Origin of the sequence: Phyllobacterium sp. OV277 (assembly GCF_900104355.1) — a bacterium.
GTDB lineage: Bacteria > Pseudomonadota > Alphaproteobacteria > Rhizobiales > Rhizobiaceae > Phyllobacterium.
On sequence record NZ_FNIY01000001.1, the window covers coordinates 652,836 to 671,707 of the forward strand.

Genomic DNA, 18,872 nt, shown 5'->3' on the forward strand with positions numbered 1-18,872 from the left:
TCCGGAAAGTATTTGTTTTAACCGCTACCCACAAGAAACCCTTGCGCGAAACCTTTACCAGTGACCGGGCGCGATTTCACGGTTTCGGATTTTTGCATTGGATTTATTTTCCATTCCTCGCACTCTTTAGTGCCCTATTCCTTCAATGAATGGGGTTCGGCACCTATTTTCAGGCGGTGACTTCAACATTTCCTCCCGAAACTGGAAGGATGAGCGGCTGATGACAACATTGATCATTCCGGGATATCTCGGCTCCGAAAAAGGCCATTGGCAGCGCGAATGGCTGGCCGATGACGACACTGCCCGTCTTGTTGAGCAGGACGACTGGGAGAACCCGGTCCTGTCGCAATGGCTGCATGTGCTTGAAGCCCGAATTTCCGAAACGCCGGGCGCCATCCTCGTTGCGCATAGTCTTGGCTGCGTTCTTGTTGCGCATCTGGCCAGCCGTCCCTCCGCCGCCCATGTGGCGGGCGCCGTGCTGGTGGCGCCTGCGGATGCGGAGCGCATGGCCGTGCAGGACGAAAAGTTCCGCAGCTTTGCGCCATTGCCGCGCCATGCTTTCAGTTTTCCATCGATTGTCGCCGCCAGCCGTGACGACCCCTATATGTCGTTCAACAAGGCACAGGCACTGGCGGAAATCTGGGGCTCCGGCTTTGTCGACATGCGCAATGCCGGGCATATCAATGTGGCCAGCGGTTTTGGTGCTTGGCCGGAAGGTTATATTCTGGCGGATTCCATGCGGCGGCAGAATGAAACTTTTCGCACCAAACGCGCCGCTTAACCCGCCTGTTTGCGTTCCAGAAAATATTTCAGGATCAGCGTGACCACGGCAATCAAAGCCAGGGTCGATGCGGCAGCAAAGGCCCCGGTGACATTGTAATCATTGAACAGCAGTTCGATTTGCAATGGCAGCGTGTTGGTCTGGCCGCGAATAGCACCCGATACGACTGACACAGCGCCAAATTCGCCCATGACGCGCGCATTGCACAAAACTGCGCCGTAAAGCAGCGCCCAGCGAATATTTGGCAGTGTCACGTAGAAGAAGGTCTGCAATCCGGTTGCGCCAAGGGTAATCGCCGCTTCCTCATCTTCACTGCCCTGCGCCTGCATCAGCGGAATGAGTTCGCGCGCCACAAACGGACTGGTGACGAACAGGCTGACAAGGAAGATCGCCGGGACCGTAAACATGATCTTGATGTCATAACTCTCAAGCAGTGGCCCAAGCAGACCCTGACTGCCATAAAGAAAGAGATAGGTCACACCGGCAACAATCGGCGAGACCGAGAACGGTATCTCGATAAAGGTGATCAACAGCCCGCGTCCGGGAAAGCGGAAGCGCGTGACGAGCCATGCCACGCAGATACCAAAAATCATGTTGATGGGCACAACCACAATGGCTGTCAGCACCGTAAGCCAGATGGCGTGCAGTGTGGCAGGCTGGGTAATCTGCGAGAAATATACCGCCACGCCTTCGCGGAACGCATAGGAGAAGATCACCGCAATCGGCACGCCAATGAACAGCGCCGACAGCGCCATGGCAGACAGGATCAGCACCCAATGCGATGCCCGCGCCGGGGGCTGGCCATGCCGCCGGGACGACTGCCGCTTCGCAGTGGTGGCGAGATCAGCTGCGGTCTGCATAGCGAAGCTGCCGGGCTTGAATGGAATTGGTGACAAAGAGCATAAGGAACGCCATGACAAGCATGACCGTGGCGATTGCCGCTGCCGCCGGATAGTCATATTCATCAAGCCGGATGAACACGAGCAAGGACATGACCTCGGTTTCAAAAGGCAGATTGCCTGAAATAAACACGATCGCACCGAATTCGCCAAGGCTGCGGGCAAAGGACAGGCTGCATCCGGCGATAAAGGCCGGGAATATCGCAGGCCAGATAACCCGGCTGAATATCTGCCAGTTCGTCGCCCCCAGTGAGCGCGCCGCTTCCTCCACATCCCCAGCCACGTCTTCCAGCACCGGTTGTACCGTGCGGATGACGAAGGGAATGCTGGTGAACATCATCGCAATGGCGATGCCAAGCGGCGCATAGGCAACCTTGATGCCCATAGGCTCCAGAAACCGGCCAAACCAGCCATTGGCAGAAAACACGGTGACAAGGGCGAGACCAGCAACAGCCGTCGGCAAGGCAAAGGGCAGATCAACCACCGCGTCGAGCAATCTGCGACCGGGAAATTCGTAGCGCACCAGCACCCATGCGAGCAGCATGCCAAACAATGCGTTAAACAGCGTCGCAAGCGCCGCCGCCCCGACGGTGATCCGGTAAGTTGCCACCGCCCGTTCGGAGGAAATGATTGTCCAGAAATCCGACCAGCCGAGATTGACCGATTTGTACAGCATCGCCAGCAAGGGCAGAGCCACGATGATGGTGAAATACAAAAGAGTGACGCCGAGGGTCAGGCTGAACCCCGGCAATATTCCGCGCTGACTGGATTTCGAAAACAACGACATAGCAGGGTTCTAGAGCCTGTTCCCGTGAAAGCAAGCAAGGGTTGAAAAGAATGCGGCGCAGCTTTGAAGCCACGCCGCCTTTTGATCTATCAATCGCCGATCAACGCTTGGTGAAAACCTTGTCCAGAATCCCGCCTTCGGCAAAATGCTCCTTGGACAACTTATCCCAACCGCCGAATACATCTTCCACTTTAAGCAACCGTGTTTCAGGGAACTGCGCGGCATATTTCGCTTTAACCGTTGCATCATTCACGCGGTTATAATTCTGGGCAAGAATGTCCTGCCCTTCAGGCGTGTACAGGAATTTCAGATAGCTTTCGGCAATCGCCCGCGATCCGCGCTTGTCGACCACCTTGTCAACGACGGTAACGGGAAATTCGGCGAGAAGGCTGACCGGCGGTACAACCGCCTCATACTTGTCTTCGCCCAATTGCTTGCGTGTGCCCAGCACCTCAGCTTCAAAGGTAATCAGCACGTCGCCAATGCCACGCTCAGCAAAGGTGGTTGTCGCGGCACGCCCGCCCGTGTCAAACACCGGCACATTGGCGAAGAGCTTTTTGACAAACTCCTGCGCCTTGGCCTGATCCTTGTTGTTGACTTCAAGCGCATAGGCATAGGCGGCCAGATAGGTATAGCGCGCATTGCCTGATGTTTTAGGATTGGGGAAAATCACCTTCACATCATCGCGAGTGAGATCGTCCCAGTTCTTGATGTGTTTTGGATTTCCGGCGCGCACCAGAAAAGCCGGCAGGGAATAATAAGGCGAGGAATTGTTGGGCAGACGTGACTGCCAGTCGGCGGGAATGAAATTGCCCTTGTCATGCAGAACCTGAACGTCGGTGACCTGATTGAAGGTCACGACATCGGCTTCCAGCCCTTCAAGAATGGACCGCGCCTGCTTTGACGAGCCGGCATGCGACTGGTTGACGGTGATGTCCTTGCCCGCCTCCTTCTTGTAGGCGGCGGTGAATGCCTTGTTGACCTGCTCGTAAAGCTCGCGCGAAATATCGTAGGAAACATTGAGAATTTCCGTTGGCTCCGCAGCTTTCACGGGCCCAAGACCCAGTGCCAGAGCAACTGTGGCATAGACGAACAGTCTTTTCATTGCATTCTCCCAAGCAAACGGCACGGAACGCGCCATCATTATTGACCCAGCCCAATCCGACCCGACGATTTCATAGGAGAACGGATATTTTTTCTTAGGATGCCGCCAAATTTCCGGGAGAGGAAGAATTGAAGTTCCAACAATGATGAGCTTGTTAAAATGTTATTCCAAGAAATACGTAAATTGAAATATTCTCCCTGAGTATCAGGGCTGCTTGCGCAATTGATTTCTACCCCCGCTGCTGTGCGAGGGCGCGTCCCAGTGGAAAAAGCGGCTTACCAGAAGCCGCGATGCTGCCAGCACCAGAGGAAATCTTCTTCGGTCCAATTGCGATGACGCTTGGCCGAAGCCTCCTGGCTGTCCCGCTTCTTTGGATCACTTGCATCGGAATCGAGTGTTTCGGCGACAAATACCTCGCGCCACAGACGCTCGGCCCGATTAAAAATGCCGGATACTTCACTGTACATTGCGACCTCCTGAAACAATTTGGTTGCAGAGTGCAGCTGCCCTCAAGGGTCAACCGATACTCAATGATGACCGGTTGAAAAAATTTGTCAACAATCACTACCTGTTTAATCGTGTATTGATTTTAACGCTTTCGAAACTTCTTGAGCGCTGAATTCTTAATGAAGTATTATTTTTCAGAGCCTTACCGGCCACTTTTAAGACATTTGGCTGCCATGAAAAAACTCCAATTTTTAACATTTTTACACTAGAAAATGGCACGCGAGGGACTATGACTGCGTCTTATAAGATGATCAGGCAACAATAATGATTTCGCAGAAAGCCAAATATGCGCTCAGGGCGCTTGTCGTTCTCGCGAGAGCTGACGCCGAAAAGGCTCTGTTCATTTCCGATATTGCGGAAGAACAGAACATTCCGAAAAAATTCCTCGAACAAATCCTGCTCGACCTGAAGCATCAGGGCATTGTCATGAGCCGCCGCGGCAAGATGGGTGGCTATCTGCTGCTCAAGCAGGCGGAGGACATCACCTTCGGCGAAGTGCTGCGCCTGATCGATGGCCCGATTGCTCCCCTGCCGTGCCTCAGCAAGATTGCCTATCGCCGCTGTGAAGACTGCGAGAGCGAAGACAATTGCGAAATCCGCCATGTTTTCAGTGAAGTTGCCAATGTCACCCGCGGTGTGCTCGATAAAACAACCATCGCCGATTGCCTCGCCTATGGCGGTGATCGCGGCCTGGCTATGCTCGATAGCTAGGTTCCGCTTTAATTGTCAATGAGTGGTTCTTGATGAGTGTTTCGTGGTTCGACAAGCTCACCATGAGGGAGAGGGATGATGCAACGCTAATCACGGAGATTGCAGCCCAAACGGTACTGAATATAGCTCCCCTTTCGGTGCAGAATGTAGCTCCCTTTCATCACCCCTCTCCCTCATGGTGAGCTTGTCGAACCACGAACCACACACCAACCACCACCTCAAAGGACAGCTATGACCGCCAATGATCCGGATACTCTGGCATTTTACGCTGATGAAGCGGTGCGCTATGCCAATCAGATACAGGCGCGGTCATTTGAGCATCTGGATACATATCTTGCGCTGCTCTCGCCGGGTGCCACCATTCTGGAACTTGGCTGTGGCGGCGGCGATGATACCGCCCATATGCTGGAGCGCGGATTTAACGTTGCCCCAACAGACGGCTCACCTGAAATAGCTGCCGAAGCACAGAAGCGGCTGGGTATTCCGGTCAGCGTTTTGCAATTTCAGGATATAACAGCCGAAAATGCCTTTAATGGCGTCTGGGCCAGCGCCTGCCTGCTGCACGTGCCGCGAACAGCCCTCCCTGATATTATCGGCCATATTCACCGGGCGCTAAGACCCGATGGCCAGTTCTTTGCAAGCTTCAAGTCAGGCACAGCGGAAGGGCGCGACAGGTTCGGTCGCTATTTCAACTATCCCTCACCCGACTGGTTGCGAGATGCCTATCAGGCGGATCGCTGGCAGACCATCGACATCCAAACAGTGATGGGCAGCGGCTATGACAAGGAGCCGACCGAATGGCTCCACGTCACCGCCACCAAGCGCGGCTGATCAAGTAAACACCGCCCTGCCGATCACTGGGGTTGACGGCACTGCCACATCGCGCGGCTCCAGCATGCCCGCATGAAATGCCATGTGGCCAGCGTCCACTGCCTTGGCAAAGGCGGCGGCCATCACGACGGGGTCTCCAGCCTTCGCGACCGCCGTGTTGAGCAAAATGGCATCAAAGCCAAGCTCCATCACGGTTGCCGCATGGGAGGGCCTGCCGAGCCCCGCATCCACAATCATCGGAACCTCAGGAAAATGCCCGCGCAAAGCCCGCAAAGCGTGGAGATTGAGTGGTCCCAGCGCCGATCCAATAGGCGCGCACCACGGCATCAGCACTTCACATCCGGCTTCGAGCAGACGCTCGGCTACAACGAGATCATCGGTTGTATAAGGAAAGACATTGAAGCCGTCGGCGGTGAGGATACGTGCCGCTTCGACCAGTGCAAACACATCCGGCTGCAGTGTATCGTGGTTGCCGATCACCTCCAGCTTGATCCAGTTGGTGGCAAAAATATCCCGCGCCATCTGCGCCGTCAGCACCGCCTCTTTGACCGTATGACACCCGGCCGTATTGGGCAGAACATGCACGCCGAGCGACTGGATCAGCGACCAGAACTTGTCGCCGGATTTGCCGCCTGCCATTTCACGCCGCAGGGAAACCGTGACAATCGCGGTTTCTGACGCTTTCACCGCATCCATCAATATGGCGGGCGAAGGGTACTGTGCAGTGCCGAGCAGCAGCCGCGAGGAGAGCTCGGTGCCATAAAGTTTCAGCATGGCTCAGCCTCCCTGCCGGGGCGTCAGGATTTCCACCTTGTCGCCTTCATTCAAGGTGAAGGTCGAACGCGCCGCCGCCCGCACCAACTCGCCATTGAGCGCGGTTGCCAGCCAGTCGCCCTCATAGTCGAGTTCGCCCAGCAGATCGCCAAGCGTTCGGGAGGTAACCTCCAGCGGTTCTCCATTGATGATAAGTCTCATGATCAAGCTGCCTTCTCATATTCAAAAACCATCGCCGCCGCCTGTATTGCCATGGTAGGCGCGAGCAGAAATCCGTGCCGGTAGAGCCCGTTAATGCTGATCACTTTGCCCTCACGCTGCACACGCGGAAAATTATCCGCATAGGCGGGCCTGACCCCAACACCGGTCTCAAGGATTGCCGCCTCACCAAACGCCGGGTGCAGGCTGTAGGCGGCATTGAGCAGTTCCATCATCGAGCGGGCGGTGATGGGGCCTGTGGCGTCGCTTTCGATCATCGTCGCCCCGACCATGAAGATATGGTGCGCACGCGGCACGATATAAACGGGGAATCGCGGGTGGATCAGTCTCACAGGCCGGGCCAGCGAGACATCGCGCGTTTGCAGCACAAGCATTTCACCGCGCACCCCGCGCAAATCGGGCTTGGCTGCGCCATAACCGGTGCAATCAACGATGACATCAAAGGTGCCATCCGCTTCGCCGCTCACGAACCGGACGCCGGAGGCGGCCAGTTTTTCCGCCAGCATGGTCAAGGCGCGGCGTGGATCCAGATGCGCCTCTTCCTTGAAAAACAATCCCCGACGAAACCGCCCTTCAAGATCAGGCTCCAGATCGGCCAATTCCTGCGCGTCCACATGGGAAAACCCTGATGTGCGCGAACCGAACCGGTCCAGTTCCCGGATATCCCGTGCGGGCGCTAAAACCAATGTGCCGTTGCGCACAACACTTCCGGGCAAAGCTGCCTCCCACCAGCAAGCAGCTTTTAGCCCGAGTTCAAGCACCTGTTCATCGGCACTTTCCCGCTCGCAATAGGGTGCAAGCATGCCGCCCGCATACCACGATGCGGTGGCGGATGTGTCGCGGCGCGGGTCAAGGACTGTTATGTCCCCGCCCCGCGCCAACAGTTCATGGGCGGCGGTGAGCCCGGCGACCCCCGCCCCTTTGATGAGAATACGCATCAGAACTCGTCACCTGATACCGGTATGGGAACAGCCACGGATTTGAGCGGCATATAGAGATCGCCGCCCTGCTTGAATTTCTCGGCCATGGCAGACATGCCCTCCTTCTGCGCCTCGGCCCGGATATCATGGGAAATCCGCATCGAGCAGAATTTCGGCCCGCACATGGAACAGAAATGCGCGACCTTATGCGCCTCCTTCGGCAGGGTCTCATCGTGGAAGAGCCGCGCCGTTTCCGGGTCGAGCGACAGGTTGAACTGATCCTCCCAGCGGAATTCGAAGCGTGCGCGCGACAGTGCATCATCACGCACCTGCGCCGCCGGATGCCCCTTGGCGAGATCCGCCGCATGGGCCGCGATCTTGTAGGTGATCACTCCAATTTTTACATCATCGCGGTTCGGCAGGCCAAGATGCTCCTTCGGCGTCACGTAGCAAAGCATGGCCGTGCCAAACCAGCCGATCATCGCCGCGCCTATGCCCGATGTGATGTGGTCATAGCCCGGCGCAATATCGGTGGTGAGTGGTCCCAAAGTGTAGAAAGGCGCTTCACCGCAGACCGCCAACTGCTTGTCCATATTGGCCTTGATCTTGTGCATCGGCACGTGGCCGGGGCCTTCAATCATCACCTGACAACCCTTGGCCCAGGCAATCTGCGTCAGTTCACCCAGCGTTTCCAGTTCGGCAAATTGCGCCGCATCATTGGCATCGGCAATCGAGCCCGGACGCAGGCCATCACCCAGCGAAAAGCTGACATCATAGGCGCGGCAGATATCGCAAATCTCGGCAAAATGCTCGTAGAGAAAACTCTCGCGATGATGATGCAGGCACCACTTGGCCATGATCGAACCACCACGCGAGACAATGCCGGTCACACGGTCGATGGTCAGCGGGATATAATGCAACCTAACACCCGCATGGATGGTAAAATAGTCGACACCCTGCTCTGCCTGCTCAATCAGAGTGTCACGATAGACTTCCCATGTCAGGTCTTCGGCAATGCCGCCGACCTTTTCCAGCGCCTGATAGAGCGGCACAGTGCCAATCGGCACCGGCGCGTTGCGGATGATCCATTCGCGAATATTGTGAATGTTGCGCCCCGTGGAGAGGTCCATCACCGTATCGGCGCCCCAGCGGATCGCCCACACCATCTTTTCCACCTCCTCCGCCATGGAGGATGTCACCGCCGAATTGCCGATATTGGCATTGATCTTGACCAGAAAATTACGGCCGATGATCATCGGTTCAAGCTCGGGATGGTTGATATTGGCCGGGATGATCGCCCTGCCTCGGGCAATCTCCTCGCGGACAAATTCCGGCGTCACATGATCAGGCACCGAAGCCCCGAAGGAATTGCCATCCCGCTCCAGCTTGGTGCGCGCAGCATCCCGACCGAGATTTTCGCGGATCGCCACATATTCCATCTCGGGTGTGATGATACCGGCGCGGGCGTAGGCAAGCTGTGTAACGGCTTTATCACCCTTCGCCCGCAACGGCTGGTTGCGAACCGGAAATTCCGGTGTCAGCCGCTCGCCGGTGACAAACCCATTGTCCTCAAGTTTGATGTGGCGGCCTTCATAGGCAAATAAGTCTTCATGATTGGCCAGCCAGCGTTCACGAATGCGCGGCAGGCCCTTGGCAATATCGATGGTTGCATTGGCATCCGTATAGGGCCCGGATGAATCGTAAACCGTCACCGGCGGTTCGCCCGCCGTCGGGTGTACGGAAATCTGGCGCAAAGGAACGCGCAGATCGGGATAAGTCTGGCCCGGTTTGTATATTTTGATCGATGCCGGCAGCGGTCCTGCCGAAACGGTGGGGGTAATTGCGGTCATCATCAGGCTCCTAAGCGGTTAAGCGTAAAAACCCAGTTCTGTGCCGGAAGGATGAAAAGAGATTGCGAATCCGAATACGGATTATGTGCCGAGGCTGACTCGCATGACTTTCGCACCGTCCCTACGCCAGTATGAACTGGATCAGGTTCAACGGGTCACTGCGCTGCAAAAGCCAGCAGAATCTCAGCCCCTTGTCGGGACCCCCCTGGTGAATGTCTTGAATTGAAACCCCGATCCGCCATTTGTCAAGCGAATCAGGAAAACTTGAAGGTGTGGCGCCCTGGCAGAGCCAGAGCGCAAGAAGATATCAGGAAGCGCGCAGAGGCTTCAAAGCGTTGCTCCACTTGAGCAATTCGCCGATCATCGTATTGGCGCTCGTGACAACGAGTTCGTTGGCCTGAAATTCGCCTTCATCGTTGATGAACTGCTGAAATGCGGGAATGGCAACACCCTCTGGGATCGGAACCGTGCGCAAACCGGCAAGCAGCCCCTTGACCGATTCGACCGAGCGCAACCCGCCCGACATGCCGCCATAGCTGACGAAACCAACCGGCTTGTAGTTCCACTCCTGCCAGAGATAGATGATCGCATTGGTCAGGGAGGGCGGGGCAAAAAAGTCATATTCAGGCGTGACGAACACCACCGCATCACCCGCGTCGATCAGTGCGCTCCACTTTTTGGTATGTTCATGTTCGTATTTTTTGGCGCGCGGATGGTTCGGTTCATCGAAGATTGGCAGGTTTAGATCAGCCAGATCAATCAGCACTGGCTCAAATTGACCATCCTGCTTGACGAAATCATGGAACCATTTTGCAACCGGTGAACCGGCGCGGCCCGGACGGGTACTGACTTGGACGATATTGAGCTTGGGTGCCATTGAGACGTCTCCATAGGGCTTGAACGATAGTCCCCATGAATAGGCGCGCCATACGGGAACGCACAAGAAGGCACTTTTTCGAAACCGGGTCATATCGCTGTGAACGAACGACTTGGAGCGTCGTGCCGCAAAGTGGGCAGAACGCACACAAAACGAAACCCGCTACGGCGTGACCGTGCGGGTTCTGTCGCGTTTTACAAGGACCGGAAAGCTCCGGTCATTGATGATTATCGGTTATTGCTGAAATCGTTTGAAGCGGCGCCGGGACGGGCAACCCGTTCCTTCTTCTTCGGACCAGGAAGCAGACCTTCACGCTGTGCCTGCTTGCGCGCTGCCTTGCGGGCGCGGCTGACGGCTTCAGCTTTTTCACGGACACGGCGCTCGGACGGCTTTTCAAAAGCCTGGCGCGCCTTCATTTCGCGAAAGAGACCTTCGCGCTGCATCTTCTTCTTCAGAACCCGAAGGGCCTGTTCAACATTGTTATCACGGACGAGAACTTGCAATCGTTTTCCTTACCCATGCTTGTCTCGTCTTGCGAACCTATAAGCCACAATCAGACAAGCGTTTGATGAATTACCACAGTGGCAATCACGAGAAGCGCGGACTTTATTCATTCCCGCGCCAAAAATCCAGTGCATCGGAGCAGATTTACTGGCGTGCACTTCATTTCATCCCAGCAAAATACAATATTTCCGCCGGGATGAACTTATTCTTCTGCGTCACCCACCCTATCGGGTAGATTTCTGTAAAGAATCAGATCGCAGCAGTGATAATGATTTCGACCTTGTAGTCAGGTGTCGCCAGCTTGGCTTCGCCGGTGGCGCGTGCAGGTGTGTTGGCCGGATCGACCCATGCATCCCAAACCGCATTCATCTCGGCAAAGTCCTTCATGTCGGCCATCCAGATGATAGCCTGCAGGAGCTTGGACTTGTCGGAACCGGCTTCCTTCAGCAAACGGTCAACCGAAGCCAGAACATCCTTGGTCTGCTCGGTAACGCTCTTGCCGGGTGTGCCTACCTGACCTGCGAGATAAACCGTGTTGCCATGGATAACGGCCTGGCTCATGCGTGGACCGACTTCAATACGACGAATGCTCATGGAGAGTCTCCTCTAGCAGTTTGGGGATAGACGGACGTGTATAAGAAAAAAGGGCCATACGGCCCTTTTTTCAAAGAATTGGTGGGCACAGTAGGGATCGAACCTACGACCCGCTGATTAAGAGTCAGCTGCTCTACCAACTGAGCTATGTGCCCGTCAGCCGTTGTGACGACCGAAGGTGGGGGCTCTATAACGGGCCAAAACCGGACTGTCCAGCCCTTCATGAAAACTTTATGTCAGCTTTGAACAATAAGTCGCTTAAACGAAAAGCTGCCCTTCTGCTGTCTTGACCGCAGAACCGCCGATACGCCCGCCAACAAGCCTCTGGTCGGCAATATCCAGTTCCAGACGCAACCGTGACGGACGGCCCATTTCCTGCCCCTGTTCCAGCCACAGGCGCAGTAAACCATCAAGCGGTTCGTCAAAGTAATGGATGGCACCGGCGAAAGCAGCAGTAGCAGACCCGGTCGCCGGGTCCTCATAGGTACCATCGCCGCTCACGAACATCCGCGCGTGAAAATGACTGTCATGCAGCGTGGTCTCGCGGCAATAGACATAGGCGGGAAGCTGGCGCTGGCCGATTGTGGGAGCCACCTTCTTCATGGCTGCCTGATCGATTCGAATGCGGCCCGCCGCGGCCAGCCCATGCACCGGCACGAGAAGATAGGGCACGCCCGCATCCCAGATGGTTGGAACGTGATTCTCGAAACCGATTTCCTTTGGTTCAAGGCCCAAGGCCCTCGCAAGGGCTATCTTGTCATACTCATAGGGCAGCGGTTCCGGTAATTTGGGAAGATCAAATTCAGCAAAGGCACCATGGCTGGTCAATTTGACACCGCAGCGAACCGGACCAACCTGCTCTTCCAGAATGATCAGCGCTTCCTGATCATCCGAAACATCGGGGAAACGAACCTGTGCCAGGGCAATGGCGGAGCCCACAGTCGGATGACCGGCAAAAGGCATTTCATATTCGGGTGTGAAAATCCGAATTCGTGCCGTATGGGCAGGATTTTGGGCGGGCAGAACAAAAACCGTCTCGGAGAAATTGAACTCCTGGGCAATCTTCTGCATGGCCACATCGTCAAGGCCAGCGGAATCGTGGACGACAGCCAGCGGATTACCCGTCAGAACCTTGTCGGTGAAAACATCATAAACCTGATAACGCCTGCCGCTCATTTGGTGCTCCTCGTCGAACCTCTGGCAAAAGTAGAGACTGGAGGGAGCTGATCAAGTTAAACCTTGTGACGGTGACATTCCAGTGAGGCCAGAGCATATACTCGTAAGCGCGTAGCCAAATCGGAATGGCTGGGAGGTCGAGCGATGCCACTGCCCCCCAAAGCGCGCATGTCCGTCGTCCTAAGCTGACGGGGCGCGCCACGCTGAGTTTTAAAGACGCCGGTGCAGAACAGTCTCGGCAGCGGCGACTACCACATAGCCTGACGGACTATGCCGAGGGCAAATCGAAGCCGCTTGGTAGTGATATCCAGATAACAGTTTGCGCCTCTGGGGAATGACGAGAAAGATGTCCCTTGCCATGCGTGTCCTCTACTAACACGAAGCTACCCGCCTGAACGCGGCGCACCTCTCCGTCGCTCGTCTCGTATTCAACCGAACCATCCAGCCTGACCGTAAGCACCGGTTCTGGGACGCTATGCCAAGCAACCTCGCGCATGCCTGCCGGAATGTGCGTGAGGCGGACGCGGGACGCCTGATAACTGGCAGTAACATCGAACGGCACGGCATCGGGGTGCACCGACCTCTTGGTCGTTGGCAACTCGACTTCGTCGAAATGCGACTCGCCATCCGGGGTGGCATAGATGCGCAGACACTTCATCACAGCTGACTCCTTGTAATTCCCAATGCTCAAACGAAGCACGCGTGCCAAGACGGAAGCGGATGACGCGACGGTCTGGGCGAATGCACGGCATATTTAGCAACTTTTCAACTATATTGGCACCATCCGAACTTGGCGATGTCCGGTTGGAGTCTGCAATTCACCGGATAGCCCTAATCCCCAAAGTGCCAATCAGCAAAAGTGCTGAACGTGCGCGGCGTTGCCTCGCCCATCTCTCCCGCCGCGGAGATGGCACAGATATCATCAAGCTCAGGCTCGGCCTGCGAGGCGATGGTTTTGCGGATGGAGGCAAGCAGTTCATCCGCCGTTTGGGTAAAATAATAGCGCCGGAACACTGCGATACTGCGATCAACCCTTACCAGATAGGCCATATCATCACGCCGCGCCGCTTCGGCAAGATTGAGCCCGGTTTCCTCGGCGACTTCACGCTGGGCATTGCCATCGAAATCCACCCGGTCATCAACCAGATCATCGGCATCAAACGACCCGGCAGGAAAGTACACCCGGCCCGCAACCGATGTTGTCGGCGCCATCCGTCCGGCGATCAGCCTGTTGTCGCTCGATACGATCACGCCGACGCCAAAAATGTGCCAGGGTTTTTCACCCGTCACATTGCGCTTCCAGTGCATCATCGTGGCGAATGTCGTGCGTTTGTAGAGGGCGTGGAAAACACTGCCCTCGATTTCGGCATGTTCTCCCATGAAGAATGACCCGTCGAACAGCGTCGGCTTGCCAGCGATTTCTTGAGCCCAGTTTGCCGTTATCGCATCGCGATGCTGCACGGCATAGGCGAGAGGCCCTTCCTCCACACGCACAATAGCTTGGCTGATCGGGATGACGGTTTCTTCTGGTATATTGAGCATCAGTCAGACAACATTAAACGTTACGGCAACAGGGCAATGGTCACTCGCCTTGGGGCGATCCCAGCCAATACGCGGAAACATCTCGACCTTCTGGTCGGGCGGGAAAATCGTGCGGTACGGCTGGCCGCGCCTGATTATATCGGGAACCGCATCGCTGTTGGTTCGCGCAAGCGCCGGCGAGGCCAGTATATAATCCAATTGGCACAGATGCCGCTCCTCGGGGCCGCGCGTGTGGTACAGCGTCCAGCGATCCATAACCGGGCGACGCTCCACCAGATTTTCGCAGAATCCGCCTTCCAGCAACACGTCAACACTGCTTACCGCCTCGCGCACCGGATCGAATGTATATCCGGCCATGGAATCGCCGCCGATAATCACCCGCTCGCGGTAGTCATTGAAATCACCGCAGATGACCCAATGCTTGTCCGCCGAGCCGCCGCTATCCGCAAACCGGTCCTCGATGATGCGCCGCACCGCCTTTGCCTCAGCCATTCGCACGGGCATGGAGGCTGTACGTCCGTCAAGCCCATTGCGCGGCGGTCCCATGGATTTGAAATGGCTGACGAATAGTGTTAGCGGCCGCCCGCCAATGCGCACATCGATCTCCAGACAGTCCCGCTTGAAAATACGGTCATGCGGCTCAAGCCCAAGCGCCGCGATCTCCGCGTTGTAGAGACCAAAATCATTATAGGTCATATGGGCGTGGCTGGTCATTTCGATGAATTCGATAGGCTCGCCATGCCGGGTCTGGTCGCGCATCAACACGGCAACATCAATGCCGCGACTGTCATTGCCTTCAAGCATATATTTGTGGCGGTAGCCCTCGCCCACCATCTTGAACAGATAACCGAACTCAAAAGCGTTCAGTGCGCCGATATTATCGACTTCCTGCAGGCACAGAATATCCGCATGGGTTTCGGCGATGGCCAGTGCCGTCAGCTGCCGCGTATCATCCGCATGGGCAATGGCCCGCCCCTGTTCCAGTTGCCGGTATTGTTCCTCATTATTGATCTGGAAGAGCTGAAGCGTCCGGTCCTTGTTCAGATTGTTCTTGAAGCCTGAGAAATCGAACCTGTTCATCAGATTTTCGACATTGAACGTGGCGATGCGTACAGACATTCAAATACCCTGAATTATGAAACCAATGGGAGAAGCAGGACGTTACGCCAAGCCTAGCCTGATTGGTGCATCACAACCAGTGCCGAAACCGTTACCCGAACGTTTTCCGCTTGGGCAGGTAGCGATGAGCCGCATGAAGGCCTATATAAAAAAGCGAAACAATACGGATATGATAATGATGAAAAGCCTGCTCTCCGCCCTCGCTGCCCTTGGTCTTGTCCTGACGGTTGGTATCGGTGTTGCGTCGGCACAGGTGCAGCCATATCGCCCGGCGCCGCGCGGCAATGATGTCGTTCCAAGAACGCCGCTGGTGCTTGGCAATGACAACTCGGCCCTTGCCAGCCCCGGTTGCACAGGAACGGCACGCTGCAATGATTTCCGCAGGAGCCGGCCGATTATCTCGCCGCCCACGCGCACACAGGCCCAGAATTGTCAGGATCGCTATCAATCCTACCGCGCCTTTGACAATACCTATCAGCCGCGCAGCGGCCCACGCCGCACCTGTACGCTGCAATAGGAAAAGGCCGGTAGATCGCTCTACCGGCCCATTTTTATGCAGCTTAGAAAAGCTTAGTTCTTGGCTTTATCAACCAGCTTGTTGCTGCCGATCCAAGGCATCATGCCACGCAGCTTTTCACCGACTTCTTCAATCTGGTGCTTGTCGTTGTTGCGGCGGATAGCCTTGAAGCGCGATGCGCCAGCCTTGTATTCCTGCATCCAGTCGGATGTGAACTTACCGGTCTGGATGTCGGTCAATACGCGCTTCATCTCTGCCTTTGTCTCGGCCGTGATGATGCGTGGACCGGAAACGTATTCGCCCCATTCAGCAGTGTTGGAGATCGAGTAGTTCATGTTGGCGATGCCGCCTTCATAGATCAGGTCGACGATGAGCTTTACTTCGTGCAGGCACTCGAAATAGGCCATTTCAGGCGCATAGCCGCCTTCAACCAGCGTTTCGAAACCGGCGCGGATCAGTTCAACCAGACCGCCGCACAGAACAACCTGCTCGCCGAACAGATCGGTTTCGCACTCTTCACGGAAATTGGTTTCGATAACACCCGAACGGCCGCCACCAACACCGCAAGCGTAGGAGAGAGCAAGGTCATGGGCATTGCCCGATGCATCCTGATGGATGGCGATGAGGCAGGGAACGCCGCCGCCCTTCTGGTATTCGCCGCGAACCGTATGGCCGGGGCCTTTTGGCGCGATCATGACAACGTCAACGGTCTTCTTTGGCTCGATCAGGCCAAAATGCACGTTGAGGCCATGGGCGAAAGCAATCGCAGCGCCGTCGCGGATATTGTCGGCAATGTGATCCTTGTAGATGTCGGCCTGCAATTCATCAGGGGTCGCCATCATCATCAGGTCGGCCCATTTTGCAGCGTCAGCAACGCTGACAACCTGGAAGCCATCGGCTTCGGCCTTCTTGGCGGTTGCTGAACCTGGACGCAGGGCAATGCGCACGTCCTTGGCACCGGAGTCCTTCAGGTTCAGCGCATGGGCGCGGCCCTGCGAACCGTATCCGATAATGGCAACCTTCTTCGATTTGATCAGGTTGATGTCTGCATCGCGGTCATAATATACGCGCATTGATTTCTTCCCTTCAGCGTTGCGTACAGCGGCCTTAACCGGCCCCGTTGGTATAAGCTCCATAAAGAGCAAAAAACTGCTGTGTCGCGCGCCGGGCCTCGCCGTCGATTGCCACATCAGTCAACTCGAACCGGTCACCAAGCAGCAACCGGATTTGCACATCCCGGACAACCAGTCCGAAAAAAGTGCGAAATGCTTCTTCCGTATCCTCGAAGGCCAGCAGGCCAGCCTCACGCCCGACTTCGAGCAGCGGCATCAGACGACGCGCCATGGCAAATGGACCGTTTTCCAGAACGATCGCGCCAAGATCGCGCTTGTCGCTGCCCGCATGGCTGACGGCTATGCGGTTGAGCGCCACGGAAATCTTGCCCGAAAGCACCCGCAACCAGTCCGAAGCAAAGCGCTCAAGCCCGCTTGTCAGCGATATCAGATCAAGGCCATCACGTTTGGCGGGAATACCGCGTACTTTTGACGCCTGCCACTGGACAGTCGCCGTCAGCAGCCCGTCCCTGTCGCCAAACCATTTGTAGAGAGTTTCCTTGGAACAGCTGGCACGGCGCGCCACGCTCGTCATCGTCAGCGTATCACCCGCTTCCACGAGAAGACCAAGCGCCGCATCAAGAACGTCGCGCTGACGTTCTGTCAAAGGGCTGTCACTGGCTTCTGTTACGGATTGCACGAGGCGTCTTTCCAATCAATTTTCACGGCTTCTTTTGCCGTACCGTACGTTACGGTTCGGTTCTAGTTCGATGAAAATCATTTGGCAAGTGGTGATGAAAAAGAATTCTAGTTCCAGATCTTTTCGCGCAAGCCGATTGGCCTGAAGGGGTCGATAAGAGTACCCGATACCATCGATGCCAGAACTTGTGGCGCTGGCGGAATACGCGCCAGGGTTGGCACAACCCGATCACGCGCGAAAGGCAGCGCGGTTGAATCCGATTGGTAAAACGGCGTGAAGGCCCGCGACAAAGCTTGAAAACCGCGCACATGCATCCGGCGGGACGCCGCATAGGCAGACAGAGCCGCATCAAGCTCGGTGGACGTCATCAAGGCATGGGCGAGCGCCCGTGCATCCAATAGCGCCATATTGGCACCCTGCCCCAACTGCGGGCTGGTGGAATGGGCGGCATCGCCGATAACAGCCAGATGACGGCCAACCGGCATAGACAGTGTATGGTGGCCATAACGCGCCAGCGTCATATCGTCGAAACCATTGATCTGATCGAGATAGACAGAACATTCGGGCCAGAGTGACAGAACCCGGTCTTTCCAGCTTTCAATTCCGGCAGCACGCAGACTGTCCGCTTCATCGGGTTTTGTACTCCAGAAGAAGGCGGCCATATCGTCACCAGCCGCATCTGTCCTGCCGATTGGCAGAACGCCGATCATGACACCTGCCTTCCGGTAGCGCTGCAACAGGGAGCGCGCATCAAAGCCTTCGCCGTGCCATTTGAGCGATACCCAATAGGCGCCATAGGTCAGAGGTTTTGGCTCCGACGGATTGAAGGCATATTGCTTGAGTTTCGAGCGCGACCCGCTGGCATCAACAACAAGATCGAACGTGCCAATACTGCGGCCGGTATTGGTCATCAGCCACGCACGGCCATGGCCGGTTTGCATCGTTAGCGCATCCACATTGGTCTGGATATCAATCCCTTCCCGCAAGACGGCCTGATAGAGCACATCGAACAGCGCAGCGCGGTGCACGGCAATGCCGTAGCGCCCGCCTTTCAGGGCGGAGTAGCGGACGTCAAGCACCGGACGTCCCGACAGGGCATCAGCGCCATAGAGCCGGTCAATCCGGTTGCCCAGCAATGAAATACGGTCAAAAAGCCCAAGATCATCAAGCACGGTCAGGCCGGTCGGCTGCAGAATGAGACCAGACCCCAAGGGCGACGGTGTCGAAAAGCGTTCGAGAAGTTTTACATCATGCCCGGCACGATGAAGATAAAGCGCTGCGGCAAGTCCTGCGGGGCCTGCACCGACAATGGCAATCTGCTGCTTTTTCAATCTGACCCGCCCCTTTGCTGGTACGGGCATACAGACGCGATGCGGGTCTTTCAACCCGGCATCGCGTCTCACATCG

At 56.1% G+C, this 18,872-nt stretch carries 22 protein-coding genes, 1 tRNA gene and 1 riboswitch; of the genes, 4 read left to right on the plus strand and 19 right to left on the minus strand.

Annotated elements, in window-relative coordinates:
• Positions 1-217 precede the first annotated feature (217 nt).
• A complete protein-coding gene (locus tag BLU05_RS03240; RefSeq protein ID WP_091878466.1) occupies positions 218-781 on the plus strand; it encodes an alpha/beta fold hydrolase in 564 nt (187 codons plus the stop codon).
• On the opposite strand, the gene cysW is transcribed toward BLU05_RS03240, so the two are convergent.
• The 4 genes from cysW to BLU05_RS03260 form a co-directional block, all read right to left on the minus strand.
• Complete coding sequence (gene cysW, locus BLU05_RS03245) at positions 778-1,641, minus strand: sulfate ABC transporter permease subunit CysW (protein ID WP_091877764.1); 864 nt, start codon at positions 1,639-1,641, stop codon at positions 778-780. The two genes, BLU05_RS03240 and cysW, sit on opposite strands and share 4 nt — an antisense overlap.
• The gene (gene cysT / locus BLU05_RS03250) at positions 1,625-2,467 is read right to left on the minus strand and encodes a sulfate ABC transporter permease subunit CysT (protein ID WP_091877765.1); all 843 of its coding nucleotides are present in this window, start codon (positions 2,465-2,467) and stop codon (positions 1,625-1,627) included. The genes cysW and cysT overlap by 17 nt, the downstream gene beginning before the upstream one ends.
• Before the next feature lie 100 nt (positions 2,468-2,567).
• Positions 2,568-3,572, minus strand: a complete 1,005-nt coding sequence (locus tag BLU05_RS03255; RefSeq protein ID WP_091878468.1) for a sulfate ABC transporter substrate-binding protein — start codon at positions 3,570-3,572, stop codon at positions 2,568-2,570.
• Positions 3,573-3,847: 275 nt separating this feature from the next.
• Positions 3,848-4,039 (minus strand): hypothetical protein, encoded by a 192-nt coding sequence (locus BLU05_RS03260; protein WP_091877766.1) that lies wholly within the window; start codon positions 4,037-4,039, stop codon positions 3,848-3,850.
• A gap of 304 nt (positions 4,040-4,343) precedes the next feature.
• Between BLU05_RS03260 and BLU05_RS03265 the strand changes: the two genes are divergently transcribed.
• Together BLU05_RS03265 and BLU05_RS03270 are read left to right on the plus strand one after the other, a co-directional pair.
• Positions 4,344-4,790, plus strand: coding sequence for an RrF2 family transcriptional regulator (locus BLU05_RS03265; RefSeq protein ID WP_091877767.1), 447 nt, complete (start codon positions 4,344-4,346; stop codon positions 4,788-4,790).
• A gap of 231 nt (positions 4,791-5,021) precedes the next feature.
• Positions 5,022-5,621 (plus strand): class I SAM-dependent methyltransferase, encoded by a 600-nt coding sequence (locus BLU05_RS03270; protein WP_091877768.1) that lies wholly within the window; start codon positions 5,022-5,024, stop codon positions 5,619-5,621.
• Here the strand turns inward: BLU05_RS03270 and BLU05_RS03275 are convergent, their stop codons facing one another.
• The 12 genes from BLU05_RS03275 to BLU05_RS03330 form a co-directional block, all read right to left on the minus strand.
• Complete coding sequence (locus tag BLU05_RS03275) at positions 5,622-6,395, minus strand: thiazole synthase (protein ID WP_091877769.1); 774 nt, start codon at positions 6,393-6,395, stop codon at positions 5,622-5,624. It abuts the gene before it with no gap.
• Positions 6,396-6,398: 3 nt separating this feature from the next.
• Positions 6,399-6,596: a sulfur carrier protein ThiS gene (gene thiS, locus BLU05_RS03280; RefSeq protein ID WP_091877770.1), complete on the minus strand. Its 198-nt coding sequence runs from the start codon at positions 6,594-6,596 to the stop codon at positions 6,399-6,401.
• 2 nt (positions 6,597-6,598) lie between these two features.
• Complete coding sequence (gene thiO, locus BLU05_RS03285; protein ID WP_139210389.1) at positions 6,599-7,552, minus strand: glycine oxidase ThiO; 954 nt, start codon at positions 7,550-7,552, stop codon at positions 6,599-6,601.
• Complete coding sequence (gene thiC / locus BLU05_RS03290) at positions 7,552-9,384, minus strand: phosphomethylpyrimidine synthase ThiC (RefSeq protein WP_091877771.1); 1,833 nt, start codon at positions 9,382-9,384, stop codon at positions 7,552-7,554. Before thiC ends, thiO begins: the two co-directional genes overlap by 1 nt.
• Before the next feature lie 100 nt (positions 9,385-9,484).
• Positions 9,485-9,601: riboswitch (TPP riboswitch) on the minus strand.
• A gap of 90 nt (positions 9,602-9,691) precedes the next feature.
• On the minus strand, positions 9,692-10,261 hold the full coding sequence (locus BLU05_RS03295; RefSeq protein ID WP_091877772.1) for an NADPH-dependent FMN reductase: 570 nt from the start codon (positions 10,259-10,261) through the stop codon (positions 9,692-9,694).
• A gap of 227 nt (positions 10,262-10,488) precedes the next feature.
• The gene (gene rpsU, locus BLU05_RS03300; protein ID WP_091877773.1) at positions 10,489-10,764 is read right to left on the minus strand and encodes a 30S ribosomal protein S21; all 276 of its coding nucleotides are present in this window, start codon (positions 10,762-10,764) and stop codon (positions 10,489-10,491) included.
• 250 nt (positions 10,765-11,014) lie between these two features.
• The gene (locus tag BLU05_RS03305; protein WP_091877774.1) at positions 11,015-11,359 is read right to left on the minus strand and encodes a RidA family protein; all 345 of its coding nucleotides are present in this window, start codon (positions 11,357-11,359) and stop codon (positions 11,015-11,017) included.
• A 79-nt stretch (positions 11,360-11,438) separates the two neighbouring features.
• Positions 11,439-11,514, minus strand: a tRNA-Lys gene (locus BLU05_RS03310).
• A gap of 103 nt (positions 11,515-11,617) precedes the next feature.
• Entirely contained in the window at positions 11,618-12,535 is a 918-nt protein-coding gene (locus BLU05_RS03315) for a PhzF family phenazine biosynthesis protein (protein ID WP_091877775.1), read from the minus strand.
• Positions 12,536-12,803: 268 nt separating this feature from the next.
• The gene (locus tag BLU05_RS03320; protein WP_091877776.1) at positions 12,804-13,193 is read right to left on the minus strand and encodes a cupin domain-containing protein; all 390 of its coding nucleotides are present in this window, start codon (positions 13,191-13,193) and stop codon (positions 12,804-12,806) included.
• Between the two features lie 173 nt (positions 13,194-13,366).
• Entirely contained in the window at positions 13,367-14,077 is a 711-nt protein-coding gene (locus BLU05_RS03325) for an NUDIX hydrolase (protein ID WP_091877777.1), read from the minus strand.
• A gap of 3 nt (positions 14,078-14,080) precedes the next feature.
• Positions 14,081-15,196 (minus strand): endonuclease/exonuclease/phosphatase family protein, encoded by a 1,116-nt coding sequence (locus BLU05_RS03330; RefSeq protein WP_091877778.1) that lies wholly within the window; start codon positions 15,194-15,196, stop codon positions 14,081-14,083.
• Positions 15,197-15,371: 175 nt separating this feature from the next.
• Here BLU05_RS03330 and BLU05_RS03335 point away from each other — a divergent pair, with 175 nt between their 5' ends.
• Positions 15,372-15,713 carry a BA14K family protein gene (locus BLU05_RS03335; RefSeq protein ID WP_244518134.1) on the plus strand — a complete coding sequence of 114 codons (342 nt, stop codon included), beginning with the start codon at positions 15,372-15,374 and terminating at the stop codon, positions 15,711-15,713.
• Positions 15,714-15,766: 53 nt separating this feature from the next.
• Here BLU05_RS03335 and ilvC read toward each other — a convergent pair whose 3' ends face one another.
• From ilvC to BLU05_RS03350, 3 genes are all read right to left on the minus strand, one after another.
• Complete coding sequence (gene ilvC, locus BLU05_RS03340) at positions 15,767-16,786, minus strand: ketol-acid reductoisomerase (RefSeq protein WP_008123624.1); 1,020 nt, start codon at positions 16,784-16,786, stop codon at positions 15,767-15,769.
• 34 nt (positions 16,787-16,820) lie between these two features.
• Positions 16,821-17,465, minus strand: coding sequence for a TetR/AcrR family transcriptional regulator (locus tag BLU05_RS03345; RefSeq protein ID WP_091878470.1), 645 nt, complete (start codon positions 17,463-17,465; stop codon positions 16,821-16,823).
• A 107-nt stretch (positions 17,466-17,572) separates the two neighbouring features.
• On the minus strand, positions 17,573-18,826 hold the full coding sequence (locus BLU05_RS03350) for an FAD-dependent oxidoreductase (protein WP_091877780.1): 1,254 nt from the start codon (positions 18,824-18,826) through the stop codon (positions 17,573-17,575).
• Between the last annotated feature and the right edge of the window lie 46 nt (positions 18,827-18,872).